The 24,557-nt window shown below is 61.4% G+C and carries 24 protein-coding genes; 9 read left to right on the top strand and 15 right to left on the bottom strand.

Going from position 1 to position 24,557, the window contains the following annotated elements; all coding sequences use genetic code 11:
• Positions 1–139 precede the first annotated feature (139 nt).
• Both J3P81_RS09920 and J3P81_RS09915 read left to right on the top strand, forming a co-directional pair.
• Positions 140–2,083 carry a DNA topoisomerase III gene (locus J3P81_RS09920; RefSeq protein ID WP_434563476.1) on the top strand — a complete coding sequence of 648 codons (1,944 nt, stop codon included), beginning with the start codon at positions 140–142 and terminating at the stop codon, positions 2,081–2,083.
• 543 nt (positions 2,084–2,626) lie between these two features.
• On the top strand, positions 2,627–2,956 hold the full coding sequence (locus J3P81_RS09915; RefSeq protein WP_434563474.1) for a hypothetical protein: 330 nt from the start codon (positions 2,627–2,629) through the stop codon (positions 2,954–2,956).
• Between the two features lie 200 nt (positions 2,957–3,156).
• Here J3P81_RS09915 and glsB read toward each other — a convergent pair whose 3' ends face one another.
• Positions 3,157–4,065, bottom strand: a complete 909-nt coding sequence (glsB, locus tag J3P81_RS09910; protein WP_420764525.1) for a glutaminase B — start codon at positions 4,063–4,065, stop codon at positions 3,157–3,159.
• Between the two features lie 320 nt (positions 4,066–4,385).
• Here glsB and J3P81_RS09905 point away from each other — a divergent pair, with 320 nt between their 5' ends.
• Positions 4,386–4,580: a hypothetical protein gene (locus J3P81_RS09905; RefSeq protein ID WP_420764526.1), complete on the top strand. Its 195-nt coding sequence runs from the start codon at positions 4,386–4,388 to the stop codon at positions 4,578–4,580.
• A gap of 14 nt (positions 4,581–4,594) precedes the next feature.
• On the opposite strand, the gene J3P81_RS09900 is transcribed toward J3P81_RS09905, so the two are convergent.
• The 11 genes from J3P81_RS09900 to J3P81_RS09850 all read right to left on the bottom strand — a co-directional run bounded on the left by J3P81_RS09900 (position 4,595) and on the right by J3P81_RS09850 (position 13,565).
• Positions 4,595–5,614, bottom strand: a complete 1,020-nt coding sequence (locus tag J3P81_RS09900) for a hypothetical protein (protein ID WP_434564094.1) — start codon at positions 5,612–5,614, stop codon at positions 4,595–4,597.
• An 87-nt stretch (positions 5,615–5,701) separates the two neighbouring features.
• Positions 5,702–7,108, bottom strand: coding sequence for a saccharopine dehydrogenase C-terminal domain-containing protein (locus tag J3P81_RS09895; protein WP_434563472.1), 1,407 nt, complete (start codon positions 7,106–7,108; stop codon positions 5,702–5,704).
• Between the two features lie 114 nt (positions 7,109–7,222).
• On the bottom strand, positions 7,223–8,032 hold the full coding sequence (locus J3P81_RS09890) for a DUF3618 domain-containing protein (RefSeq protein ID WP_420764528.1): 810 nt from the start codon (positions 8,030–8,032) through the stop codon (positions 7,223–7,225).
• The gene (locus J3P81_RS09885) at positions 8,029–8,460 is read right to left on the bottom strand and encodes a phage holin family protein (protein WP_420764529.1); all 432 of its coding nucleotides are present in this window, start codon (positions 8,458–8,460) and stop codon (positions 8,029–8,031) included. The genes J3P81_RS09890 and J3P81_RS09885 overlap by 4 nt, the downstream gene beginning before the upstream one ends.
• Complete coding sequence (locus J3P81_RS09880) at positions 8,460–9,113, bottom strand: hypothetical protein (RefSeq protein WP_434563470.1); 654 nt, start codon at positions 9,111–9,113, stop codon at positions 8,460–8,462. Before J3P81_RS09880 ends, J3P81_RS09885 begins: the two co-directional genes overlap by 1 nt.
• Positions 9,114–9,360: 247 nt before the next feature.
• Positions 9,361–10,290 carry a ZIP family metal transporter gene (locus tag J3P81_RS09875; RefSeq protein WP_434563468.1) on the bottom strand — a complete coding sequence of 310 codons (930 nt, stop codon included), beginning with the start codon at positions 10,288–10,290 and terminating at the stop codon, positions 9,361–9,363.
• 107 nt (positions 10,291–10,397) lie between these two features.
• Positions 10,398–11,279, bottom strand: a complete 882-nt coding sequence (locus J3P81_RS09870) for a manganese catalase family protein (RefSeq protein WP_420764532.1) — start codon at positions 11,277–11,279, stop codon at positions 10,398–10,400.
• Positions 11,280–11,545: 266 nt separating this feature from the next.
• Positions 11,546–11,923 carry a general stress protein gene (locus tag J3P81_RS09865; protein ID WP_434564093.1) on the bottom strand — a complete coding sequence of 126 codons (378 nt, stop codon included), beginning with the start codon at positions 11,921–11,923 and terminating at the stop codon, positions 11,546–11,548.
• Between the two features lie 511 nt (positions 11,924–12,434).
• Entirely contained in the window at positions 12,435–12,683 is a 249-nt protein-coding gene (locus tag J3P81_RS09860) for a metallothionein (protein ID WP_420764533.1), read from the bottom strand.
• 24 nt (positions 12,684–12,707) lie between these two features.
• Positions 12,708–12,977 (bottom strand): hypothetical protein, encoded by a 270-nt coding sequence (locus J3P81_RS09855; RefSeq protein ID WP_420764534.1) that lies wholly within the window; start codon positions 12,975–12,977, stop codon positions 12,708–12,710.
• A 78-nt stretch (positions 12,978–13,055) separates the two neighbouring features.
• Entirely contained in the window at positions 13,056–13,565 is a 510-nt protein-coding gene (locus tag J3P81_RS09850) for a ferritin-like domain-containing protein (protein WP_434563466.1), read from the bottom strand.
• Between the two features lie 178 nt (positions 13,566–13,743).
• Between J3P81_RS09850 and J3P81_RS09845 the strand changes: the two genes are divergently transcribed.
• A complete protein-coding gene (locus J3P81_RS09845) occupies positions 13,744–14,571 on the top strand; it encodes an NAD-dependent protein deacetylase (protein WP_434563464.1) in 828 nt (275 codons plus the stop codon).
• Here J3P81_RS09845 and J3P81_RS09840 read toward each other — a convergent pair.
• Positions 14,551–15,462 (bottom strand): LysR family transcriptional regulator, encoded by a 912-nt coding sequence (locus J3P81_RS09840; protein ID WP_420764537.1) that lies wholly within the window; start codon positions 15,460–15,462, stop codon positions 14,551–14,553. The genes J3P81_RS09845 and J3P81_RS09840 overlap by 21 nt on opposite strands.
• A 168-nt stretch (positions 15,463–15,630) precedes the next feature.
• Here J3P81_RS09840 and J3P81_RS09835 point away from each other — a divergent pair, with 168 nt between their 5' ends.
• The 3 genes from J3P81_RS09835 to J3P81_RS09825 are packed head-to-tail and all read left to right on the top strand — an operon-like array spanning position 15,631 to position 18,223.
• The gene (locus tag J3P81_RS09835; RefSeq protein ID WP_420764538.1) at positions 15,631–16,329 is read left to right on the top strand and encodes a CoA transferase subunit A; all 699 of its coding nucleotides are present in this window, start codon (positions 15,631–15,633) and stop codon (positions 16,327–16,329) included.
• Positions 16,330–16,364: 35 nt separating this feature from the next.
• On the top strand, positions 16,365–17,030 hold the full coding sequence (locus tag J3P81_RS09830; protein ID WP_003180355.1) for a CoA transferase subunit B: 666 nt from the start codon (positions 16,365–16,367) through the stop codon (positions 17,028–17,030).
• Positions 17,031–17,041: 11 nt separating this feature from the next.
• Positions 17,042–18,223, top strand: a complete 1,182-nt coding sequence (locus tag J3P81_RS09825) for an acetyl-CoA C-acetyltransferase (RefSeq protein ID WP_434563462.1) — start codon at positions 17,042–17,044, stop codon at positions 18,221–18,223.
• 248 nt (positions 18,224–18,471) lie between these two features.
• Here J3P81_RS09825 and J3P81_RS09820 read toward each other — a convergent pair whose 3' ends face one another.
• On the bottom strand, positions 18,472–19,185 hold the full coding sequence (locus J3P81_RS09820; protein WP_420764540.1) for a FadR/GntR family transcriptional regulator: 714 nt from the start codon (positions 19,183–19,185) through the stop codon (positions 18,472–18,474).
• A 338-nt stretch (positions 19,186–19,523) separates the two neighbouring features.
• On the opposite strand from J3P81_RS09820, the gene J3P81_RS09815 reads away from it, so the two are divergent.
• Positions 19,524–20,870, top strand: a complete 1,347-nt coding sequence (locus J3P81_RS09815) for an MFS transporter (RefSeq protein ID WP_434563460.1) — start codon at positions 19,524–19,526, stop codon at positions 20,868–20,870.
• 30 nt (positions 20,871–20,900) lie between these two features.
• Positions 20,901–22,244: a glucarate dehydratase gene (gene gudD / locus J3P81_RS09810; protein WP_434563458.1), complete on the top strand. Its 1,344-nt coding sequence runs from the start codon at positions 20,901–20,903 to the stop codon at positions 22,242–22,244.
• 77 nt (positions 22,245–22,321) lie between these two features.
• Here the strand turns inward: gudD and glgB are convergent, their stop codons facing one another.
• Positions 22,322–24,556 (bottom strand): 1,4-alpha-glucan branching protein GlgB, encoded by a 2,235-nt coding sequence (gene glgB, locus J3P81_RS09805; protein ID WP_434563456.1) that lies wholly within the window; start codon positions 24,554–24,556, stop codon positions 22,322–22,324.
• Position 24,557 lies beyond the last annotated feature (1 nt).

Here is a 24,557-nt window from a genome sequence, read left to right as displayed (position 1 = left end):
GTCGCCGGGCTGTCTTGCCAAGGGGGTCGTTGCAACGCAGCGCAATGTTTTATCTGTATATCCATACAGATAAAGCTTGCCCCGTCGCCAATCCCTGACCATGCTAGCGCCCCATGAAACCTGCTTAGGAAGAGGCGCGATGCGGCTGTACCTGTGTGAAAAACCGTCCCAGGCCAAGGACATCGCCGCGGTACTGGGCGCCACCCGGCGCGGCGATGGCTGCTGGCTGGGCGCGAACGTCACGGTGACCTGGTGCATCGGCCATCTATTGGAGACCGCGCCGCCCGACGCCTACGATGCCCGCTACAAGCGCTGGGTGCTGGCCGACCTGCCCATCGTGCCGGCGCGATGGAAGATGACCGTCAAGCCGAAAACCGCCAGCCAGTACAAAGCGGTCAAGCGCCTGTTGGGTGAAGCAAAGGAACTGGTCATCGCCACCGATGCCGACCGCGAGGGCGAAATGATCGCTCGGGAGCTGGTGGAGCATTGCCGCTATCGCGGACCTATCCAGCGCCTCTGGCTATCGGCCCTGGACGAAGCCTCGATCCGCAAGGCCCTCGCCGCCCTCAGGCCGGGAGCGGAAACCTTCAACCTGTATCACTCGGCACTGGGTCGCTCCCGGGCCGACTGGCTGATCGGCATGAATATGAGCCGCCTGTTCACGCTGCTGGGGCGCCAGTCCGGTTATCAAGGCGTCCTGCCGGTGGGCCGCGTGCAGACACCGACCCTGCGACTGGTGGTGGATCGCGACCGCAGCATCGCCAACTTCGTACCGGTCGCCTACTGGGCCATCGACGTGCAACTGAGCCATGCCGGCACGGCGTTTGCCGCCCAGTGGCGCGCCGACCCGGATGCCTGCGACGACCAGGAGCGCTGCCTGAACCAGGCCCTGGCGCGAAATGCTGCCCAGGCCATGGGCAACGCTGCGACCGCGCGGGTGACCAAGGTTCGCACCGAACGCCTGCGCGAGGCCCCGCCGCTGCCGTTCGACCTCGGCACCTTGCAGGAAGTCTGCTCGAAGAAACTTGGACTCGGCGCCCAGGAAACCCTGGACATCGCCCAATCGCTCTACGAGACCTACAAGCTCATCACCTATCCCCGCAGCGATTGCGGTTTCCTGCCCTTGAGCCAGCACAGCGAAGCACCCGCGATCCTGGCCGCCCTCGCCCAGGCCGACCCGGCCCTTGCCCCGCTGCGCGATCACCTGCAGCCGCAGCGCAAGTCCCGGGCCTGGAACGACGCCAAGGTCAGCGCACACCACGGAATCATTCCCACGGCGGCGGCGAAGAACCTCGACAAGCTCGCCGCAAAGCAACGGGCCGTCTATACGCTCATTCGCGCACGTTACCTGGCGCAATTCCTGCCCAATCATGAATACGACCGGACCCAGGCCGACTTCGATTGCGCTGGGCAAGACCTGCGCGCGGTGGGCAAGCAGATCGTCGAACTCGGCTGGAAACGCGCCCTGCCCGAAGCATTGGCGCCCGCACGAGGTCGCGAAGCCCCCACGCCGCAAACCTTGCCGCCACTGGCCGAGGGCCGCGATTGCAAGGTCGACGCGGTGACACCAAAGGATTTGTGGACCCAGCCGCCCAAGCCCTTCACCGAAGGCGACCTGATCAAGGCGATGAAAAACGTCGCCAAGCTGGTGGAGGATCCGCTGCTCAAACAGAAGCTCAAGGACACCACCGGCATCGGCACCGAGGCGACCCGTGCATCGATCATCCAGGGCCTGCTCGACCGTGGTTACCTGGTGAAAAACGGCAAGGCCCTGTCGGCTACCCCAGCCGCCTTCAGCCTGATCGACGCCGTGCCTCGGGCGATCGCCGACCCCGGCACCACCGCCATCTGGGAACAGGCGCTGGACATGGTGCAAAGCGGCGAGATGAGCCTAGAGGAATTCGTCACCCGGCAGGCCGCCTGGATGAGCAAGCACGTCGCCCGCTGCCAGGGGATGAGCTTGACCATCAGCGGCCCGGCCAGCCCCGCCGGGCGAGGCGCCACGCCGTGGAAGAACAAGCGCAAGCCGGCCAAGCGCAAGGCTGGGGGCGCTCCGCGCAAAACCAAGGCCAAGGCCACCTGACTGTCAGATGAGATCCCTTGCCACAGGTGATGACTCGCGGCCTTTTTTCATACCCAAACCATTTTGTCCGACAATATGTAGTGACCAAAAATAATCACTACAAAACCGTTGACGCCTCCGATTTGCCCTTGCATGATGCAGACGTCTCCCCGATCGGGAGTACAGGCAAATGTTTGAGCAAGCTCGTCTGACCGCCGAGCTGTTTTTTTGGATAAGGGACTGCCCACAAGGCAGATTGAAGGTGCTGACCTGGCATGACCGTCCGGTGACAAGGACGAGAAACGCTGGCGAATCAATCCTCATGACGCATGGGCTCGACCCTCGAAAGTCGACACTGGCCTGAAGATTCTTCGCTGTTTCTCTTCGTTGTAGCGCATTTGCGTAGCAGCCCTTCGATTAACACTACACAACCGATGCACGACCCCGCAGAAGTCCGGCGGACGAATGCTGACGGCCTGATTTCGGTATCAGGCAGGCACTTACCGAACAGCGAAGTTTTGCGAACCACCAGACAGATCAACCAAATGGTCAAGGGGCTTACACATGAATCTGAATAATCAACCATCTATTGATGAACTGGCTCGCATGTTCGCAGCACACAAGGACAGCCTGGACAGCCATATCCTGTGGATCAGCAAGACCGGCCAGGTCCATATGGACTGCCTCTCGCCTTTCACCCAGGAAGACGAATTCGAGAAGAGCCAGGCAGACTTGTGTGCGCGGCTGAAGATGTACCGCCGTGGCCAAGGCTACGTGGGCAAGAAGGCCGCAGCCGACAAGGACTTCATGGGCCGCGTGCTGCAAACGCTGACCCAAACCTGGCAATCGGTGCAGGACACTGCCGAGGTCCGGGTCGTCGACCGCCTCTGCTGATATCACACATAAAAAAGGGCCCGCTCCTGACTCAGGAGCGGGCCCTTTTTTTGGCCCCGAGGGTCTGTATGAAATGTGTTCGCGCGAAGGCCAGACAAGGCGAAACGGGGCGAGGAAGCGCAGTGTACTGGAGTACATGAGCATTCCGAGCCCCGTTTCAACGCAGTATTGGTGAGTGCGGATACATTTCGTACAGAGCCTTAGAACACCGACCAGCCAATCCTTTGGCTGAGCAATTCCAGCGCCGCCATGCCGGCCAGCGAGTTGCCGGCCGCGTTGAGCTCCGGCGACCAGACGCACACGGTGAACTGCCCTGGCACCACCGCGACGATCCCGCCGCCGACGCCGCTCTTGCCCGGCAGGCCGACACGGTAGGCGAAATTGCCCGCCTCGTCGTACAGGCCGCTGGTGGCCATGATGGAATTGACTTGCTGGGTCTGGCGAGCGCTGAGAATCTGCTCGCCGCTGTGCTTGCAGAAACCGTCGTTGGCCAGGAAGCAGAACGCCCGGGCCAGGTCGATGCAGTTCATTCGCAGCGCGCAGTGGCTGAAATAACTGCGCAGCACCGCTTCCACGTCGTTATGGAAGTTGCCGAACGATTGCATCAGGTAGGCCATCGCCGCGTTGCGGGCACGGTGCTGGTACTCCGACTCGGCGACCTTGCCGTCGACCAATATCTGGGGGTTACCCGACAGCCGCCGTACAAAATCACGCATCGACAGCGCCGGAGCGGCGAAGCGTGACTGGTTGATGTCACAGATTACCAACGCGCCGGCGTTGATGAACGGGTTGCGCGGACGGCCGCGTTCGAACTCCAGTTGCACCAAGGAGTTGAAGGGCTGGCCGGAGGGCTCATGGCCCAAGCGTTCCCAGATGGCCTCCCCGGAATGCTCGATGGCCTGAACCAGGCTGAATACCTTGGAGATACTCTGCACCGAGAACGCTGTCTCGGCGTCGCCCGCGCAATATATCTCGCCATCATTGCTGTACACGGCAATGCCCAACTGATTGGCCGCCACGGTGCCGAGGGCGGGGATGTAGTCGGCCACCTTGCCCTGGCCGATCAGGGGACGAACCGTATCGAGGATCTCGTTCAACAGTGCTTGCATGTGCGCAGGGGTCCGATCATTCCCCATTCGAGTGCGGGGATACAGACGCTAGACGCCGACGGGGAGGTTCAGAGCACACTGGCTCGGTCCAAAAAACGTGGCGAGGGAGCTTACTCCCGCTGGTCTGTGCTACAGCCCCATTGCTGGTCGCCGCAACCGGACAGACCGAGTGATGGAATGAGGGGCCGCTGCGCGGCCCAGCGGGGGCAAGCTTCCTCGCCACAAAACAGCGTCCGGCCATGACTTTCTAAAAGTTGCGGGGGCGCTAGTCGCAAGATCCAACGGTCTATAGTCAAGGATCAACCGGCAGGAGGTAAACGATGCGCCAGATCATGCAAAAAGAACCCTGGTGGGCCGCGCCGCCCCAGCCTGGGCAGGATGAAAACGAACTGGAATGGGGCTGGCTGGTGATCTACAGCGAAGGCGAGCCGCGCTTCGAATTTATCAAGGAGCGTCCCACGGACGAACAGATCCGCCATCGCAAGGGCTGTCGCGTCACGCTGGGGTCTGACTAGGGAACAGACACCGGTCATGGAGCAATGGCGCGCAGTTCCACCGGCCGATCGGCAAGGTCCGCTTCCACCAGGTTGCCATCGATTTCCCCGGCCAGGTAATACACCGCAGCCATCACCCCGCTGAGGGGATGCTTGAGAGATTTGAACCAGGCTTCGTCGAACGCGGCGCTCAGGCTCTTGCGGATTTGCCCTTCCATTTCTTCCCGTTCGCCCTCGTGGATCATCGCCCGGATGCCCGCCACGCCCACTGAAATCAGCGCCCCGGCCGCCTTTCCGGCCACAGCCGCCGCCGCACCGGCCGCCCCTCGGGTGGCGAATTGGGCCTCGATCTTTTCGCTGGTGCGTTGCGCCACCGTGGCGATCACCGCGTCCGACGGACCTGAACCGGTGTCTGCCGCCTTGTCGACATGATCGATCAACGCCGCGTAGGCCGGCAGTGTATTGAGCGGTTCGGTGTGGACCATTTCGTACAACGACGCATTGCGTGCCGCTGGCGGGCCCAGGTTGATGGCCGTGATGCTGTGCAGACGCCGGTTCATCACTTCGGGTGGGATGCGATGTCGCTGGGCGATCGCCTGGATCTGCTGATTGAGCAGGCGCAAGTAATAACCCGTCGCGTTGGCCCTGATTGCCTCGGGATCGATTTCCACCGCCACGGGTTCCAACACCTGCTCGCGATATTGTGCCTGCAAGTACACCGACAGCCGCTTGGCCGCCGAATCCGCCTCGCCCTCGGCGCTGGCCGAATACCAGCTGACTTTCAGGGCCAGCCATTCCTGGGTCCAGTAACTGCTGAACCAGGGGATGAACTCGGCCTCCGTGCGCTCGTAGACCAGCACCCGCCAATGCTCCATTGAGCCACGCGCATACAGCTGAGCCTGTTCAAGGGCTCTTTTCGACGCGACGATGATTTGTCGGTCAACCTGTCGCCACGTGTCCTGGGCAATCGCGACCGTGGCCACCGGCTGGCCGCGCTGAGACGTGGCGCACCCCGCCAGAACGAGCATCACGACCAGCATCAGCGAACGCAGCACCATTGCGCCACCCGGGCACCAAGGGTTCCAGGGATTTGAGTATAGGCGTTGGAATCGGGTCGGTTTCTGTGGAGAGGGTCGCAGCAGTTAGAACCGAGTGAAATGCGCGAACTGCCAGTCCTGCGCCGGGTCGTCCGTTGATGGATTGGGGCTGGCGCCACTCGGTGTCCAGTCAGTGCGCTGCCCGGCCAGTGTGCCTAGGTAAGGCCTGGCGATTTCCAGCACGCGCTCGTGATCCATCTGTTCGGGCTCGACGATGCCTCGGTCCGGATGCTCGACCGCCCAGACAACCCCCGACAGCACACCCGCCGCTACTTGCAGGCTGGTGGCGTTGTTGAACGGCACCAGCGCGCGGGCTTCGTCGATACTCAACAGCGAGCCGAACCAGTAGGCGTTAAGCTCATGTCCCATGAACAAAACGCCCAAGGCGTCTATGCCGCCGCTGTCGATTTCACCGTTGAGGATGCGCTGCCGGGTTTGTGCCTGCCAGCCTCGGCCGATCAGTTCGTGGACCGACAGCAAGGCATCGTTGCAAGGATGGTAGGCGTAATGAAGGGTGGGTCGATAAAGCAACTTGCGCTGATCCTTCAAGGTCAGCAGGTCGGCTGTCGAAGCGGTCTCATGGTGGGTGATCAGCATCCCCAGGCATGGGCCGCCCAGGGGCGTCCAGGTCTTTACCAGCACGCTGGCGCTCGGTCGCTCCAGATAGATCGCGTTCCGACTGCCGAAACGGTGCCGCCGCGCGGATGGCGGCCAGACACGCTCATGGCTGCCCCAACCCAGCTCCGCTGGCTGGGTGCCCTCACTGATAAAGCCGTGGACCGACCAGGTGTTGACGAACTCATCGTCTTCCTTGAGACGCTGGGACCGTTGCGTATCGCGTTCGGCGAAATGAATGACCTTGATGCCCATTTCCATGCATAACCGGGCCCAGTCGACGCCCTGGCGATCCTCGGGCAGCGGATGGTTCAGCTGCATGGCCAATTCCATCAGGCCGGCCTTGAGCAGGTGGGTAATCAAGCCAGGGTTGGCCCCGTGGGCAATGATCGCCGTCGGGCCCCTGCCCAGTTTTTTGCGCAAATTCAGGGCTTGATAGCGCAACGCGTAATTGGTGCGCAACGCGTGGTCCAACTGCGGATCGGTGTAGCCCCCCGCCCATGGCTCGACGCAGGTGTCCAGGTAAAAAGCGCCTTTGTCGAAGGCATACGCAATGACTGCCAGGGAGCTGACTTCCACCGACAGGTTGACGATGAAGTCACCCGGCTCGACGAAGCGATCCAGGATTTGCGCGAAATCCGGCTCGGTCAGTGCTTCGCGGACGAAATGGATGCCCCGCTCCTTGAACCAGATGTTCTGCTCGATGACCGGTGCGATAACAGTGATCTGCCGGACCTCGATGTGCTCCTGCCCCAGCAGCAAGGGCAAGGTGGCCCGGGCGATGGAGCCGAAGCCGATGAAGACCAGATGGCCGGTGAACGGGACCTGATGTTTCATGTGCTGCTTCCTTGAAGACGGTGTATTTCCCATGAAATAACCGAACGACGACCGAAGCTACTGTCAATGTTGACAGGTGCGGCGCGGCTCAACCCGCGCCGCACCTGTGTTCGCCTATGAAGTCCCCAGTCCACCGGACAGGTCCGCGCCTGAATGCACACGTCCGTTGGCCGGCTCGACGCCGGGTTCATCACGATGCTCGGTGGTCTTGCTTACCGTGTCACGCACCGTTTCATACCCCTCGCGCGCCTTTTGCTTGGCTTTGTCGGCCAGGTCGGCACTGGTCTTGCCCATCACTCGCTGCTCGGTGGTGGTACTGGGCAAGGCCGCTCCCAACATCGCGCCCAAGGCTATACCCGCCGCCGCCATCATCAACGGCTGCTCCTTGAGCAAGCGGCTGAACTGATCGCCCAGGTCGTGGGAGCCCTGGGTCATGCGCTCACCCGTTTCATGGGCGCTGCGCCGGGCTTGACGGGCACCGGAGCCCAAACCTTCGGCCAGATGCGAGGCCTTGTCCTTGAGATGGTGGAAACCCTCACGCAAGGAGTCGGTGGTGTCGTGCAGATGGTTCCGGGCACTGCCCACGCCACTGGCGAGCCCCTCGGTCCAGCCGCCGGTGTCCTGGTCGGGTCCGACGCGATAGCCAACCCGAGGCGGGTGGTTCTGGCCGAGCATCAGCCAGCACAATCCGACCGTGGTCAGTACCGTCGGCACGGGGTTGTTGCGTACTGTGGTGCCCAGGTTGCCGAAGAACTCCGCGCCGTTGCCCTTCACCAGGCCCAAGGCCTGGTCGAGCATCTGGCCCGGGGTGAATTTGCTGCCCAGGGCATCGACGATATGGCTGATATGGGCACGCTGCTCGTCGATCTCGCGCTCGATGGCCTCCGGGCTCTTTTCCGATTCTGTTTTGAATTCATCCTTCATGAGGCTTTCCTCCGCAGGGCTTCCTGGTCTTTGTTCAAGGCGTCGAGCGTTCGGTCAGGCTTGAAATGGGACGGTTCGAATTGCTTCTTGCCGGACTGCACCATGACGAAACCGATGATCATCACCACGACGCCAACGATCAGCGCGGCCAACCAGGGCGCCATCATCGTGCTCAGGCCATACACCACGGCCATCAGCAAGATGATGAAGCCGGCCATCAGCACCATTGCGCCGCCCGCCACACCGGCGATACCGGCTTTCAAGGTGTTGAGGCTGGCCTGGAATTCCGCCTTGGCCAGGGCCAGTTCCTTGGTGAACAGTGAGGGCACCTCGTGGGTCAACTGCCGGAGCAGGCCCATGACCGAGGCATCGCTTTCGGGCGCCGGGGCCCCTGCGGGACGCTGGATATCCGGGTCTGGTCGATTCATCACAATTCTCCTCTGGTATTGGCCGAGCCCGGCAGCGAGCCGGTGGCTGAATCACTGGGATGGTCCTGCACGCTGGGTGAAGTCGGGGTAACGCCGGTGGCAAGGCCGCTGCTGCTTGTCGCGGCACCCGGACCGATAGGATCAGGTATCGGGTCGAAAGGCTGAGTGCCGCACCCTCCGGTCGGTGGCTCCGTCTGTTCGGCGGCAGGGTTGTCGACTTCGGTGGCGACCGGCGACGTGCCGGCCTTGAGGAACCGCGACAGTCCGAAACCCACGGCAATACTGCCGGCGAGGAACAGGCCGGGGTTCTCTCGCGCCAGCCGCGAGCCATCGTGCAGCAACTGCTCGGCGCTCTTGTTGCGCAGTTTGCTGGCCAGGCCGCTCATGTTATCGGCCATGTCCGCCAGGTAATGCGACAAGCCCAGCGTGTCGTTGGCTTCGAGTTCCGACATGGCCGACTTGGCGCTACGCGCCAATGCATCGATCTGGTCCGCCGCGGTATCGCGGTACTGGCCAAAATGCGCATCGGCCTGCTCTCGGGCGCTGCCGATGGCTTCGTTCACGTCATCCTTAATGTGGTTCAGGGGCTCTTCAGCTCGCCCATGGCTTGCGGTGCCGCTTTGTCGCTCGGGGTTGTTGTCCGGGATAGTCATGTCTGTCCATCGCCTCCGTGATGAAAAACTCAACATCAGGCACTGCCTGGGCAGATGCCTGGATCAGTGCCTCTCAGAACAAGTGACGGGACGCATGGGAGCCGAGTTCCAACGAGTTTGAGGGTTGCACGCCGTGTGGTCGCCGACGCCGTTGGGTTGGGTTTCGTTAAAAAAAAAGGCATTGGTGCGTACACCAATGCCCGATCCAACCCTGGTCCAACAGACCAACCGACGCTCCTATCCAGCCTCAACCCAGCGCGGTATCCAGAAACATCATGACCGCGAACCCCATCATCAGCCCGAGGGTCGCTGGCGTTTCGTGGCCGTTGCGGTGGGTTTCGGGAATCACTTCATGGGACACCACAAAGATCATCGCACCCGCCGCTAGCCCCAGGCTTATGGGGTAAGCCACGGCCACGCCAGAAGACATGCCCAGGCCGACCACCGCGCCCAGCGGCTCCATCAACCCTGAGCCGACCGCAATCAGTGCGGCGCGCAACGTGCTGATCCCGGTCACCCGCAGCGCCATGGCGATGGCGAGGCCTTCGGGAATGTCCTGGATCGCAATGGCGGTGGTCAAGGGCAAGCCGACCTTGAGGTCGCCGTTGGCGAAGCTCACCCCTATGGCCATGCCCTCAGGCAAGTTGTGCAAGGTGATCGCCAGGACAAACAACCAGACCCGGTTGATGCGCTTGGCCTCGGGGCCACGCCGGCCACTCAGCTCATGCTCATGGGGGACGAAACGGTCAAGGCCGACCATCAGCAAAACCCCCAGCCCAAGGCCGATCACGACCACAAGGGCGGCAAGCAGTTGGTTGCCACATATGATTTGCGCCGCTTCAATGCCGGGCAGGATCAACGAAAAGGAGCTCGCCGCGAGCATCATGCCGGCCGCGAAACCCAACATGATGTCCTGGGTGCGCGATGAAATATCGCGCAGCACCACCGCCATCAGCGCCCCCAGGGCGGTGGCGGCGAAGCCGGAGGTTCCGCCCAGCGCTGCATAGCCCAGGTTCTGGCGGTCGGCGCCCACCAGCGCGTTATAGCCGCTATACAGCAACAGCACCGCGACCAGCGCCAATCCAAGCCAGAAGGTCACCCCCAGCAGCAGATTGTTTTGCACAGGATCAAGCCAGGTACGCCAGGGCGATCGAATCCGGGAGGTGGGCTGGTCCATCTAATGTCCTTGTCGATTAGCCGCGCGAAGCCCGCCCGTCCCCCATGATGGCGGGACGGGCGGGCGATATGTTCAGGCGAGAGGGCCCAAGCCCCCTCGCCGGTTTATTACAGTTTGTCACCTTGCATCCCCGAACCCAAGTCGGCGCCTGTCGTAGGATCGCTTTCAGGGTTGGACATCGTCCGCGCCTTCATGTCCATCAGCAGAGCTTCGTCTTTCTCACTCAACTGCACAGTGGCCATGCCATCTCCGCCATCGACCGCTGGCGTTGGGTTCTCGACGAATTCCCAATCGTCGCCCTGATTCCAAGGACCGCGCACCGAGGGTTCGCCCTGGGACATATTGAAGTACACATTGGTGAACTCCGGCATGCCAGGCAATTTCCCTTGTGGGAAGTTGGGCTGGATGGAATGGAGGGCTTTTTCGAAGGACAGCTGGTGGGCGATTTCACGGGTCATCAGGAAGCCCAGGGCTTCTTTTACACCCGGGTCATCAGTGACATTCATCAGCCGCTCATAAACGATTTTCGCCCGGGCTTCGGCGGCGATGTTCGAACGCATGTCCGCCGTGGGCTCACCGATGGTGTCGATGTAGGCCGCGGTCCAAGGCACACCGGCCGAGTTGGTCAGCGGCGAGCCTGCGCCATACAGCACGCTGGTGATGTGGGAATCGTTGCCGGCGCCGTTGATCTCGCGATACAGCTGGCCCTCTTGTTCGACACCTTCGGCCATCTTGCCCTTGGCGCCCTTGTTCAACATCACGATGATCGAGCCGATCACCTCCAGGTGGCTGAGCTCCTCGGTGGCGATGTCCATCAGCAGGTCCTTGCGGCCTGGATCATCTTCGGACAGGGCCTGGGTGAAATAACGGGACGCTGCTGCCAGTTCGCCTTGGGCGCCACCAAACTGTTCGAGCAACAGGTTTGCGAGTCCTGGATTGGGCTCGGCGACGCGCACGGTATATTGCAATCGTTTGTTATGAATGAACATGATTGAACTCCTCGGTCAGGACACAGTTCATGGGAAACCCTGCCGACGACAGGCCCATGAAAGTCAGAAGAAGTTAAACAGATAAAATTTATTTTTTATTCACGACATAAGACGAACGGTCACTGTGGTTATACAAAAACCAACCCGCCTTGAATAATGAATAATTAAGCGAAGCCGGGCATGACATGCCCGACTGTAAACACACTTTAATAAGCGGCTGGTACAGGCCTCATGCCAGCGACATGAGGCCCGTAGACCCCGGGGCATTACGATTTACGACCGCCACCGTGGCTGTTTTCACCGCCTTTCTTGCCAGCTTCGGAGGCTTTTTCCCGATCATTTGCAAAGTTGCCTCCAGACGCCTGGCCACCTTTCTTGCCGGCTTCCGATGCCCGTTCAGGGTCATTGGCAAAATTGCCACCCGAGGCTTGTCCACCTTTGCGGCCCGCCTCTGCGGCACGTTCCGGATCGTTGGCAAAATTGCCACCCGACATGTGGCCACCCTTACGACCGGCCTCGGCTGCGCGTTCCGGATCGTTGGCGAAGTTGCCACCCGATGCTTGGCCGCCTTTTTTGCCGGCTTCCGATGCCTTTTCACGATCGTTAGCGAAATTGCCAGGGTTGTTATTACCTGTATTTGCCATTTCATTCACCTCGTTAGTTGCTATTTGCGAACCCCGTTGGCTCGTACTTATTCGGAAAACATGCCGCATCCAAGGTTTGAAGAAAGTGCTTCAAACGGCGACGAACGGTCAATGCTTAATTTATATACCGCTGCGCTTGGAATGAATTGAAATTCGCTATCACCCAAGCGGCGATCAATTAACGTCATCAAGATGCTCAACTTTATGGGAGCCACCTGCTCGCAAATGCGATGTCTCAGTCGATATGAATATCGAACTTTGAACTGCTTCGCGAACAGGTTCGCTCTCACAATGGCTTTACTCTGAACATCTAAATACAGTGCGTGTCTTTCCACGCTGTCCGCCAAGGGCCGAGTGGCGCCGGCACCCCATTGCACCGGTCTCGTCACCCTGGCCTCGCGCCGTTCCAGGAAGCCAAAACTCGCGGGCTGCCGGTGTTGTCTTGCACCACCGCACTGACCGGCTTGCGGTGTCCGGGTACCCTGTCGCCGATACCCGGATAAAGCGTTATTCAGGGCGAGATCGGGTCGCTGGCCGGGAACGTCTCTTCCAGCGCTTCATCCAGTTGATCGTTGGTAATGTCCCGTTCGCCAACTTTGCCACTGCGTTCGCAATGGCAATCCTGCGCCGGGCACGGCTCGCCGTTGGGGTGTTGTTCCGCGCAGGCCTGGCTGCAATAAGCCTCGCCGTCGTGATTGAACACCCGCTCGGGATCGACGTCGCAGTGACAGCCGGGGCAGCCACATTTCAATTCACTCATGCTCCTACTCCTGCATTCGCGCTATCAGGATCCCACCAGCAACTGCACCTCAAGGTTCGCTGCCGCAACGCCATGCTTGGCGACATACACTTCATCAACCCAACCTTTGGTCAGGTTGCGATAAGTCTGGGTGCCCACGGCCGTGCCGCTGTCCCATTCAATGATGTCGCCGATGTCAACGTCGTTGGCGGGGCCCAGTTCGAGCACCGTGTGGCCATCCTCTTGCGCCACGTAGACGCCGACCCTGGCGCTTTGTCGATTGATGGCTCTTACCTCTCCGGTGGTCTGCTTCATACCTGTCCTCTATCGTTTTGACGGCAGGTTGGGACGTGGCCGGAGCAACCGGCCGCGCCTTTCATGCAAGCTCCAACCTCAGCGCTTGGCTTCGGTATGCGGGTTGGCCGAACGCTCCAGGAATGCCTGGGTGATTTCCGGCAAATGGTCGCGCAGCCAATCGGCCATCGCGATTTCCTGGGGCAGGATCTGCTCGCAAGCCCTTTGGGTTTCCACGTCGCCGGCCACTTTCGCCGCTTCGATCAGCACCGTGTAGGAAGCAATCTCGAGGTTTTCGAAAACGTAGCCACTCATGGCACCCTTGACCACTTCGTCACTCATCGCCATGCCGCCCATGGCCTGACCGAACGCCATCAGCTTGCCGGCCATGTCCTTGAGCATCGAGGGGCTGCCGCCCAGGCGCTGGATGCACCCTTCGACCAACTTCTGCTGCCCGAGCGTCTCTTCGATGTGCTGTTCGATTCGGGCCTTGAGCACCGGATAATGTTCCAGGCGCTCGGCCTGGGCCTTGAGCATTTTCTCCGCTTGCTGTTCCATGGCGTGAGCATCGTTGAGCCAATCCAGCAGGTTCTCTTTAGGGGTTGCCATTGCGTTCTCCTTATTCAGTGTCATTGGCGCACTGCAGTGCGAAAGCTCTGAAATACCGCACATAGGGTGGATGTCCGCCGCGCCGGGAAAGTTTGAAGAAACAGCATCGGAGGGCGACGAAAGGCGTACCGCGGACCCGATGCTAACCTCTACGATTCAAGGCCAGCGGAGCACAGCAATGCCCGACGATCTTCACCGTGAACCCATCGAACAACTGCAGGAATACCTGTCCGGGCGCCGTTTCCTGGTGCTGACGGGCGCGGGAATCAGCACCCCTTCCGGCATCCCCGACTACCGTGACAGCGACGGCGTTCGTCGGGGCCGGCAACCGATGATGTACCAGGAGTTTCTCGCCAAACCCGAGGCGCGAAGACGCTACTGGGCGCGGGCCATGCTGGGCTGGCCACGCCTGCGCCAAGCGCGCCCGAACCTGGCCCACGAGGCCCTTGCAGCGTTGCAGGCGGCGGAGCGCATCAGCGCGCTGATCACACAGAATGTCGACGCCCTGCACGACCGGGCCGGAAGCCGCCAGGTCATCGAGCTGCACGGCAGCTTGCATCGAGTGCTGTGCCTCGATTGCGGCCAGCGCAGCGAGCGGCAGCACATCCAGGCTTTGATGGAAACCGAGAACCCCTACCTGATCGGTGTCGACGCAGTGCAGGCGCCCGATGGCGACACGCTGCTGGACCCGGCGTTCGAGGCACGCTTCCAGGTTCCGCGTTGCCCCCATTGCGCGGGTGAACGCCTGAAACCGGATGTGGTTTTTTTCGGTGAAAACGTCGCCGCGCCCACCGCCGCTCGCGCCATGGAAGCCGTTGAACAAGCGGATGGATTGTTGGTGGTGGGGTCGTCATTGATGGCCTATTCGGCGTTTCGCCTGTGCCGGGCAATCAAGGACCAGGGTAAGCCGCTGCTGGCGATCAACCGGGGCAAGACCCGGGCCGATGAGTTGCTGGATTTGAAGGTTGAAATGCCGTGTGAGCAGCTATTGCCGCTGCTGACCTGAAGCTCGCTCCCACAGGTCCTGATCCTTGAACGTATCGAACAATGCCTGGGCCGCCGCCGACAGCTCGTAGCCCGGCTTGGTCAGGACGCCGATGGCTCGTTCTATGACCGGCTCGCCAAGGGTGATGCAGCGGGCGCCCAGCTCGTGCATCTGGCCGACGCACAGGGCCGGCACGGCGCTCACGCCCAGGCCGCTGGCAACCATCCGCCCGACCGTCGCCAGTTGGTGGCTCTCGAATTCCACGGGCAGTTTCATGCCTCGGGATTGCAGATGCTCCTCCAGCATCACCCGCACGGTAGAGGGCCGTTGCAAGGTGATGAACGGCTGCTCCAATAAAGTCTCCCACTGGAGTTCGTCGCGCTGGGCCAATGGCGAATCCAGCGGCACCACCGCGACGAAACGGTCCAGGTACAACGGCGTGAACACCAGCGACGAACCCTGCATCGGCTCGAACGCCACCCCCAGCTCCACGTGGCGATCGCGGACCATTTCCAGCACCTGTTCATTGATCACGTCGTTGACCGTGACGTTGACATTTGGGAACCGCGCGCGGAAGGTCTTGAGGATCGGCGGCAGCAGGTTGCCGGCGAAGGATGGCATCGCGGCCAAGGTCACACGGCCACGCTGCAAGGTGAAACGCTGGCGCATTTCGTCTTCGGCGTTATCCCAATCGGCCACCAGCCGGCGGGCCAGTGGCAGCAGTGATTCGCCTTCGGGGGTCAACGCGACGTTACGCGTATTGCGACTGAACAGACGGCCACCGAGGCCCTCTTCCAGCGCCTTGATCGTCAGGCTCAGGGCCGATTGAGAGAGGTGCAACCGCTCGCAAGCCACGGCGAAGCTCAGGCTTTGGGCGACGGCAAGGAAAGCGCGGATTTGCTTGAGGGTCATAGTCGCTAACGCTCCCAGCGGCGAGTGGTCAGTTTCGAGCTGCAAGCTTATGCCAGCTATTATTGAGTTTTATCAATCAATGCAACGTAAAAATCAACTTAACAAATATATGACTTGGCGCAACACTGCATTCCATTGCGACCCCATTCAAGAATAAAAGAGGTGTCTATGGCAGGTTTCGACAAACGCGTGAGCTCTTACGAAGAGGCGCTGGACGGCTTGAAGGACGGCATGACCGTCATCGCCGGCGGCTTCGGTCTATGCGGCATTCCAGAGAACCTGATCGCCGAGATCAAGCGCAAGGGCACCCGCGACCTTACCGTGGTTTCCAACAACTGCGGCGTTGACGGTTTCGGCCTCGGCGTCCTGCTGGTGGACCGGCAGATTCGCAAGGTGGTGGCTTCCTACGTGGGCGAAAACGCCCTGTTCGAACAGCAATTGCTGAGCGGCGAAATCGAAGTCGTGCTCACCCCCCAAGGCACCCTCGCCGAAAAAATGCGCGCGGGCGGCGCAGGCATCCCGGCGTTCTTCACCGCTACCGGCGTCGGCACCCCCGTGGCCGAAGGTAAGGAAGTACGCGAGTTCCACGGTCGCCAGTACCTGATGGAAGAATCCATCACCGGCGACTTCGCCATCGTCAAAGGTTGGAAAGCCGACCATTTCGGCAATGTGATCTATCGCCACACCGCTCAGAACTTCAATCCCCTGGCCGCCACGGCGGGCAAGATCACCGTGGTGGAAGTCGAAGAAATCGTCGAGCCCGGCGAGCTGGACCCGGCACAGATCCATACCCCCGGCATCTACGTCGACCGGGTCATCTGCGGCACGTTTGAAAAGCGCATCGAACAGCGCACCGTGCGTAAGTGATCCCCTGCCCCCGGCCCGAATGGAGGAATGACACCATGGCACTTTCCCGCGAACAAATGGCTCAGCGCGTCGCCCGCGAAATGCAAGACGGCTATTACGTAAACCTCGGTATCGGCATCCCGACCCTGGTCGCCAACTACATCCCCGAAGGCATGGAAGTCATGTTGCAATCGGAAAATGGCCTGCTCGGCATGGGCGCGTTTCCCACCGAAGCAGAAGTCGACGCTGACATGATCAACGCCGGCAAACAAACCGTCACCGCGCGCATCGGCGCGTCGATCTTTTCGTCCGCCGAATCGTTCGCGATGATTCGCGGCGGCCACATCGACCTGACCGTGCTCGGCGCGTTCGAGGTGGACGTCGAAGGCAATATCGCCTCATGGATGATCCCCGGCAAGCTGGTCAAGGGCATGGGCGGCGCAATGGACCTGGTGGCCGGCGCCGAGAACATCATCGTCACCATGACCCACGCGTCCAAGGACGGTGAGTCGAAATTGCTGCCTCGCTGCAGCCTGCCGCTGACCGGCGCCGGTTGCATCAAGCGCGTGCTCACCGACCTGGCCTACCTGGAAATCCAGGACGGCGCCTTTATTCTCAAGGAACGCGCCCCGGGCGTCAGCGTCGAGGAAATCGTCGCCAAGACCGCCGGCAAACTGATCGTGCCGGACCACGTCCCTGAAATGCAGTTCGCTGCCCAGTGAGGAGAGATTCGATGCAAGAAGTCGTGATTGTCGCCGCTACCCGTACCGCCATCGGCAGTTTCCAGGGTTCGCTCGCGTCCATTCCCGCGCCGGAGCTCGGTGCCGCAGTGATTCGTCGGCTGCTGGAACAGACCGGTCTGGCTGGCGAACAGATCGATGAAGTGATCCTCGGCCAAGTGCTGACCGCAGGCTCCGGGCAGAACCCGGCGCGCCAGGCGTCGATCCTCGCCGGCCTGCCCCACGCGGTGCCGGCACTGACCTTGAACAAGGTTTGCGGCTCAGGCCTCAAAGCGCTGCACCTAGGCGCCCAGGCGATTCGTTGTGGCGATGCCGACGTGATCATCGCTGGCGGCATGGAAAACATGAGCCTGGCCCCCTATGTGCTGCCAGCCGCCCGCACCGGCTTGCGCATGGGCCACGCGAAAATGATCGACAGCATGATCACCGACGGTTTGTGGGACGCGTTCAACGATTACCACATGGGCATCACCGCCGAGAACCTGGTGGACAAGTACAGCATCAGCCGCGAGGCGCAAGATGCGTTCGCCGCCGCGTCCCAGCAGAAAGCCGTCGCCGCCATCGAAGGCGGCCGCTTCGCCGATGAGATCACGCCGATTCTGATTCCCCAGCGCAAGGGCGATCCGGTGGCCTTTGCCGTCGACGAACAACCGCGCGCCGGCACCACCGCCGAATCCCTGGGCAAGCTCAAGCCGGCGTTCAAGAAAGACGGCAGCGTCACGGCGGGCAATGCCTCATCGCTGAACGATGGCGCCGCCGCCGTGATCCTGATGAGCGCAGAAAAAGCCAAGGCGCTAGGTTTGCCGGTGCTGGCAAAGATCAGTGCCTACGCCAACGCCGGCGTCGACCCGGCGATCATGGGCATTGGCCCGGTCTCGGCCACTCGCCGTTGCCTGGACAAGGCCGGCTGGTCGCTTGACCAACTGGACCTGATCGAGGCCAACGAAGCCTTCGCCGCCCAGTCCTTGGCCGTCGCAAAGGAACTGGAATGGGACATGGACAAGGTCAACGTCAACGGCGGCGCCATCGCATTGGGCCATCCAATCGGGGCTTCGGGCTGCCGAGTGCTGGTGACGCTGCTGCATGAAATGATCAAGCGCGACGCCAAGAAAGGCCTCGCGACACTCTGCATCGGCGGCGGCCAAGGCGTTGCCCTCGCGCTGGAACGGGCGTAACCGACAACAGGCACAACGGTGGCCGCGCGGACCCACGACATTCGCGCAGTCACCGGCACCACCACCGGCGCGACCTTGGTTGCGCCGGTTTTTTTATGCCTTGAGTTTGGGTTGTCCAATCTGGCCCCATCGCGAGCAAGCTCGTTCCCACAAGGGTGCTTTGGTATCCGCAGACGCACTGTTCACCCCAAATCCTCTGTGGGAGCGAGCTTGCTCGCGATGGCGGTGGGTCAGGTGACGATGATCCGTCAGCCCCCCGCACCCAACCGGTCACGACTGTTGGTCAGGTGCAGCCACATGGCCGCGCGGGCGGCGTCGGGGTCCTGGCGCTTGATGGCGTTGTAAATCGCTTCGTGCTCCAGATTGGCAAATTGCGCAAGCCTGCCCAGGTCCGCCTGGCCACGTTCGGCCATGTTCACCCGCGTACGGGGAATCATCGCACTACCCAAGTGCTGCATGATTTCGACAAAACAGGTGTTGTCCGTGGCTTCGGCGATCAACAGGTGGAAACGCCGGTCAGCCTCGACGCAGCTGTCATTGCTGCTGAGCAACCGCTGATAGTCATCCAAGGCCTCGCGCATCTGCTGCAACTGCCGTTCGCTGCGACGCTGGGCAGCCAAAGCCGCGGCCTGGGTCTCAAGCCCCAAGCGCAATTCCAGGATTCCCCGAACGCCCGCCGCGGTATCGACGTTGAGCCTCAGCCCTTGCTCTCCCGTTTGTTCCAGCACGAAAGTGCCTATGCCGTGGCGTGTCTCCACCAGCCCCGAGGCCTGCAACTTGGAAATCGCCTCGCGCACCACCGTGCGGCTGACGCCATGCTCTTGCACGATGGCGCCCTCGGACGGCAACTTCTGCCCCGGCTTCAACTGCCCAAGCAAAATGCTCTGGCTCAACTTCGCCACCAAGTCATGGGCCAGGTTGTGGGCGCGCTTGCGCAGGGGCGCTTCAATGTCTTGTTGCATGTGCCAGGGTTCCTTGAAGACAGGCGTGTCGATCCTATCACTGGCAGGGTTGGATTTGTGCATCGGCGAGGCTTTTACTTGTATGACAACAGGCAGGATGCCCCTTTAAAACCGCATAAAGGGGCATGTATTCGACACCCGTTTCAAAACCGTTCAGATAGGGTAGAAGCGTCTTTAGCGGCTTACAACCCCACAAATACAGCATAAAAACCCTTCCCACCCAATCCAATCGTGCTCAAAAAAAGCTTGTCAGACAAAAAAACCCACTTGTATGATGTCTATCAACATCGGCACCCGCACGATGCCCCGCATAAAAATAAAGAGTGGGAGAAAAATCAGTGAATACCTCCAGCCTCAGGGCGAATGCCGGCGCGGATCCGGTGCTGCAATCGGCTATATCCAAGGTCAAGCGCCACATCTTGCCGCTGTTCGTCATCATGTTCATCGTCAACTACATCGACCGGGTGAACATCGGCTTCGTCCGCTCCCATATGGAGCACGACCTGGGCATCGGTGCAGCCGCCTACGGTTTTGGCGCCGGCCTGTTTTTCATCGGCTACGCGCTGTTCGAAGTCCCTTCCAACATCTTGTTGCAACGCATCGGCGCCCGAATCTGGCTGACGCGCATCATGCTTACCTGGGGCCTGGTGGCGGCAGGCATGGCCTTCATTCAGAACGAAACCCACTTCTACATCCTGCGTTTCCTGCTGGGCGTGGCCGAGGCTGGCTTCTTCCCTGGCGTGATTTACTACTTCACCCGTTGGTTGCCCGGGGTCGAACGCGGCAAAGCCATCGCCATCTTCCTCAGCGGCTCGGCGATCGCTTCGCTGATTTCCGGCCCATTGTCAGGATTGCTCCTGCAGATCAACGGCCTGGGCATGCACGGTTGGCAGTGGATGTACTTTATCGAAGGGATGTTTTCCGTCGGCCTGTGCTTCTTCGTCTGGTTCTGGCTCGACTCCAAGCCCCACGACGCCAAGTGGCTGGACCGTGCTGAACAGGACGCGCTGGTCAAGGCCATCGATGATGAACAGGCAGCCCGTGAAGCCGCGACGCCGATCAAGCTGTCCATCGGGCAACTGCTCAAGGATCGCCAGATCATTCTGTTCTGCGTGATTTATTTCTTCATTCAATTGACGATCTATGCCGCCACCTTCTGGCTGCCGAGCATCATCAAGAAGATGGGCGAGCTCAGCGACGTTCAGGTCGGGCTGTTCAATTCGATTCCCTGGTTGCTGTCGATTGTCGGCATGTACGCCTTCGCCTCGCTGTCGGCCAAATGGAAGTTCCAACAGGCCTGGGTCGCTGCGGCCCTGCTGATCGCCGCGGCGGGGATGTTCATGTCCACCACCGGCGGGCCCATCTTCGCCTTCGTCGCGATCTGCTTCGCGGCCCTGGGTTTCAAATCGGCGTCTTCGCTGTTCTGGCCGATTCCCCAGGCCTACCTAGACGCACGCATTGCCGCCGGCGTGATCGCGTTGATCAACTCGGTGGGCAACCTCGGCGGCTTCGTCGCGCCGACCACCTTCGGCCTGCTGGAACAGCACACCGGCTCGATCCAGGGCGGTCTGTATGGCCTCGCCGCCACGTCGATCATTGCCGCGATCATCGTATTCGCCGCACGCAACACACCCAAGCAGAAATCCGCCACGACCTCTACCGACCCGGTTACCAGCCACGCCTGACCACAACAATAATTCAAGGATACGTACACGATGACTACGCCAGACACCAGCAAAGCCCCGATCATCACCAGCATGCAGGTCGTGCCCGTGGCCGGCCACGACGGCATGCTACTGAACCTCAGCGGCGCCCATGGCCCGTTCTTCACCCGCAACATCGTCATCCTCAAGGACAATGCCGGGCACACCGGCGTGGGCGAGGTGCCCGGTGGCGAACGCATTCGCCAGACGTTGGAAGATGCGCGCTCGCTGGTAGTCGGCAGCCCCATCGGCACCTACCAGAAAATCCTCAACAGCGTGCGCCAGGCCTTTGCCGACCGCGACGCCGGTGGCCGTGGCCTGCAAACGTTCGACTTGCGCATCACCATCCACGCCGTCACCGGCCTGGAAGCCGCATTGCTGGATCTGCTCGGCCAGCATCTGGATGTCCCGGTCGCGGCCCTCCTCGGCGAAGGCCAGCAGCGCGACGAAGTGAAGATGCTTGGCTATCTGTTCTATGTCGGTGATCGGCAACAGACCGACCTGCCCTACCGCAGCGAACCGGACGCCGAAAACGACTGGTTCCGCGTGCGTCACGAGAAAGCCCTCGATGCCGAAGCGGTGGTGCGCCTGGCCGAAGCGGCCCATGCGCACTACGGTTTCCAGGACTTCAAACTCAAGGGCGGCGTGCTCAAGGGCGACGAGGAAATCGAAGCCGTCACCGCATTGGCCGAGCGTTTTCCCCAGGCGCGCATCACCTTGGACCCGAACGGCGCCTGGTCACTCAAGGAAGCGATCCGCTTGTGCCGTGATCAGCACAAGGTGCTGGCGTACGCCGAGGACCCTTGCGGAGCGGAGAATGGCTATTCGGGCCGCGAGGTGATGGCCGAGTTCCGTCGGGCCACCGGCCTCAAGACCGCCACCAACATGATTGCCACCGACTGGCGCGAGATGGGCCACGCCATTACCTTGCAATCGGTGGACATCCCCCTCGCCGACCCGCACTTCTGGACCATGCAGGGTTCTGTACGGGTCGCGCAGATGTGCAATGAGTGGGGCCTGACCTGGGGCTCACATTCCAATAACCACTTCGATATTTCCCTGGCGATGTTCACCCACGTGGCAGCCGCCGCACCGGGCGACATCACTGCCATCGACACCCACTGGATCTGGCAGGACGGCCAACGCCTGACCAAGGCGCCTTTGCAGATCAAGGGGGGTTGCGTGCAGGTGCCGAAAAAACCTGGGCTGGGGATCGAACTGGACATGGACCAGCTGGCCAAGGCTCACGAGCTGTACAAAGGCATGGGGCTTGGGGCGCGGGACGATTCGGTGGCGATGCAGTACCTGATCCCGGGCTGGACGTTCAACAACAAGCAGCCGTGCCTGGTTCGCTGAGACGCTAAGAACTTTTAGCTCGGCACCGTAATGTGGGAGCGAGCTTGCTCGCTCCCACATTGGATCTGAATCCGGAACTAACCCTCCGGCCGCAGGATCAGCACCGCCAGCGGCGGCAGGTTCAGTTCCAGCGAAAGCGCCTGGCCATGGCTGGGGATTGCCTCGGTCGAGGCACCGCCGCCGTTGCCATAGTTGGAACCGGCGTAGGTGTCGGCATCGCTATTGAGCAACTCCACCCAACGACCACCAAACGGCACGCCCACCCGATACGCCTCGCGCGGCACCGGTGTGAAGTTGGCGACCACCAGCACCGGCCGACCGTCCTTGCTCCAGCGCAACCACGCATAGACGCTGTTGAGCGCATCGTCGCCGATCAGCCACTGGAAGCCCTGGGGTGCGTCGTCCTGATCGTGCAGCGCCGGCTCTTCGCGATAGAGTCGATTCAGATCGCTGACCAGCCTTTGTACGCCGCGGTGCTCCGGGTACTGCAACAGGTACCAATCCAGTTGCTGGTCATGATTCCATTCGCGCCATTGGCCGAACTCGCAACCCATGAACAGCAGCTTCTTGCCGGGATGGCCCCACATGAAACTCAGATAAGCCCGCAGGTTGGCGAATTTCTGCCAGCGGTCACCGGGCATCTTGTCGATCAGCGAACGCTTGCCATGGACCACTTCGTCGTGGGAAATCGGCAGAACGAAACGCTCGGACCAGGCGTACACCAGGCCAAAACTCAACTCGTTGTGATGATGGGCGCGGTACACCGGATCCTGCTGGATGTAATGCAGCGAATCGTGCATCCAACCCATGTTCCACTTGTAGGCGAAACCCAAACCGCCCTGCTGCGTGCTCTGGCTGACGCCAGGCCAGGCGGTGGACTCTTCGGCGATGACCAGCGCACCAGGCGTTTCCAGGGCGATCACGTCGTTGAGATGCCGCAGGAAATCGATGGCTTCCAGGTTCTCCCGTCCGCCATGGCGGTTAGGCACCCATTCGCCGGCCTTGCGCGAATAGTCGCGATACAGCATCGAGGCCACGGCGTCCACCCGCAGGCCGTCGACGTGGAAATGCTTGAGCCAATGCAACGCCGACGCCAGCATGAAGCCGTGGACTTCGGTGCGGCCCAGGTTGTAGATGAGCGTGTCCCAATCCTGATGGAAGCCTTCCAGCGGGTTGCCGTACTCGTACAGCGCCGTGCCGTCGAACTGGGCCAGGCCATGGGTATCGGTGGGAAAGTGCGCCGGGACCCAGTCCAGGATTACGCCAATGTCAGCCTTGTGGCAGGCGTTGACGAACGCGGCGAAATCATCGGGCGAACCAAAACGCGCCGTGGGGGCAAACTGCGAAAGGGGTTGATAGCCCCACGAACCTCCGAACGGGTGCTCCATGATGGGCATCAGCTCGATATGGGTGAAGCCCAGGTCCTTGACATAAGGGATCAACCGCTCAGCCAGCTCATGCCAGTTGTACTGCCGGGACACCTCCCCCGCCTCGTCGATCTCGCACTGCCAGGAACCGGCGTGCAACTCATAGATCGAAAGCGGCGCGCCCGGTAGCTGGCGTTCACGACGGCTCTGCATCCACTCGTCGTCGTGCCATTCGATCTTCAGGGGCGGGGCGACCTTGGACGCCGTATCAGGCGGCATCTGCGTGGCCAGGGCCACCGGGTCGGCCTTGAGCGGCAGGATGCCGTGGGCACCGAGGATTTCGTATTTGTAGCCTTCGCCGGGACCCAGCCTCGGGATGAAGATTTCCCACACGCCAGACGGGTAACGAATGCGCATCGGGTGCCGGCGCCCGTCCCAGACGTTGAAATCCCCCACCACCGAGACCCGGCGCGCATTCGGCGCCCAGACGGCGAAGCGCACGCCATCGACGCCATCCACCGTTTTCAGTTGAGCACCGAGGCAGGCACTGAGGTCGCGGTGATTGCCCTCGGCAAACAGGTAGAGATCCATTTCCCCCAGCAGCGGTCCGAAGCTGTACGGGTCCTCGGCAACCTGCTCGCCACCGGCCCAACGGGTGCGCAGCAGGTACGGTTGGGCTCGGTCGAAATGGCCGACGAACAGGCCCGGGGTTTCGGTGATCTGCAACTCGCCCAGCTCTTCGCCGCCGTCACGGGCGAGCACATGCACACTCAACGCGCCGGGCAGATAGGCCCGGATGAATTGCCCTCCGGCGCCATCGCCATGAGGGCCCAGGATCGAAAACGGGTCGTGGTGTTCGGCGCGCACCAGCGCGTCGATGTCGTGGGGGGCCGGTAGCAAAGACTCTTTGGCCTGCCCCTGTGATTCCTTGTTCGAGACGCTCATG

Source organism: Pseudomonas sp. R1-6, assembly GCF_051132115.1.
In the GTDB taxonomy this organism is placed as follows: Bacteria; Pseudomonadota; Gammaproteobacteria; order Pseudomonadales; family Pseudomonadaceae; genus Aquipseudomonas.
This window is presented reverse-complemented; position numbering and strand designations above follow the sequence as displayed.

Excerpts from the sequence above, each read along its gene's own strand:
- J3P81_RS09895 (WP_434563472.1), bottom strand. The coding sequence starts at position 7,108 with ATGAAACATCAGGTCCCGTTCACCGGCCATCTGGTCTTCATCGGCTTC.
- J3P81_RS09875 (WP_434563468.1), bottom strand. The coding sequence starts at position 10,290 with ATGGACCAGCCCACCTCCCGGATTCGATCGCCCTGGCGTACCTGGCTT.
- J3P81_RS09865 (WP_434564093.1), bottom strand. The coding sequence starts at position 11,923 with ATGGCAAATACAGGTAATAACAACCCTGGCAATTTCGCTAACGATCGT.
- J3P81_RS09845 (WP_434563464.1), top strand. The coding sequence starts at position 13,744 with ATGCCCGACGATCTTCACCGTGAACCCATCGAACAACTGCAGGAATAC.
- J3P81_RS09920 (WP_434563476.1), top strand. The coding sequence starts at position 140 with ATGCGGCTGTACCTGTGTGAAAAACCGTCCCAGGCCAAGGACATCGCC.
- glgB (WP_434563456.1), bottom strand. The coding sequence starts at position 24,556 with ATGAGCGTCTCGAACAAGGAATCACAGGGGCAGGCCAAAGAGTCTTTG.
- J3P81_RS09885 (WP_420764529.1), bottom strand. The coding sequence starts at position 8,460 with ATGAATCGACCAGACCCGGATATCCAGCGTCCCGCAGGGGCCCCGGCG.
- J3P81_RS09860 (WP_420764533.1), bottom strand. The coding sequence starts at position 12,683 with ATGAGTGAATTGAAATGTGGCTGCCCCGGCTGTCACTGCGACGTCGAT.
- J3P81_RS09905 (WP_420764526.1), top strand. The coding sequence starts at position 4,386 with ATGCGCCAGATCATGCAAAAAGAACCCTGGTGGGCCGCGCCGCCCCAG.
- J3P81_RS09840 (WP_420764537.1), bottom strand. The coding sequence starts at position 15,462 with ATGACCCTCAAGCAAATCCGCGCTTTCCTTGCCGTCGCCCAAAGCCTG.
- J3P81_RS09830 (WP_003180355.1), top strand. The coding sequence starts at position 16,365 with ATGGCACTTTCCCGCGAACAAATGGCTCAGCGCGTCGCCCGCGAAATG.
- J3P81_RS09880 (WP_434563470.1), bottom strand. The coding sequence starts at position 9,113 with ATGACTATCCCGGACAACAACCCCGAGCGACAAAGCGGCACCGCAAGC.
- J3P81_RS09835 (WP_420764538.1), top strand. The coding sequence starts at position 15,631 with ATGGCAGGTTTCGACAAACGCGTGAGCTCTTACGAAGAGGCGCTGGAC.
- gudD (WP_434563458.1), top strand. The coding sequence starts at position 20,901 with ATGACTACGCCAGACACCAGCAAAGCCCCGATCATCACCAGCATGCAG.
- J3P81_RS09915 (WP_434563474.1), top strand. The coding sequence starts at position 2,627 with ATGAATCTGAATAATCAACCATCTATTGATGAACTGGCTCGCATGTTC.
- J3P81_RS09825 (WP_434563462.1), top strand. The coding sequence starts at position 17,042 with ATGCAAGAAGTCGTGATTGTCGCCGCTACCCGTACCGCCATCGGCAGT.
- J3P81_RS09850 (WP_434563466.1), bottom strand. The coding sequence starts at position 13,565 with ATGGCAACCCCTAAAGAGAACCTGCTGGATTGGCTCAACGATGCTCAC.
- glsB (WP_420764525.1), bottom strand. The coding sequence starts at position 4,065 with ATGCAAGCACTGTTGAACGAGATCCTCGATACGGTTCGTCCCCTGATC.
- J3P81_RS09855 (WP_420764534.1), bottom strand. The coding sequence starts at position 12,977 with ATGAAGCAGACCACCGGAGAGGTAAGAGCCATCAATCGACAAAGCGCC.
- J3P81_RS09820 (WP_420764540.1), bottom strand. The coding sequence starts at position 19,185 with ATGCAACAAGACATTGAAGCGCCCCTGCGCAAGCGCGCCCACAACCTG.
- J3P81_RS09870 (WP_420764532.1), bottom strand. The coding sequence starts at position 11,279 with ATGTTCATTCATAACAAACGATTGCAATATACCGTGCGCGTCGCCGAG.
- J3P81_RS09890 (WP_420764528.1), bottom strand. The coding sequence starts at position 8,032 with ATGAAGGATGAATTCAAAACAGAATCGGAAAAGAGCCCGGAGGCCATC.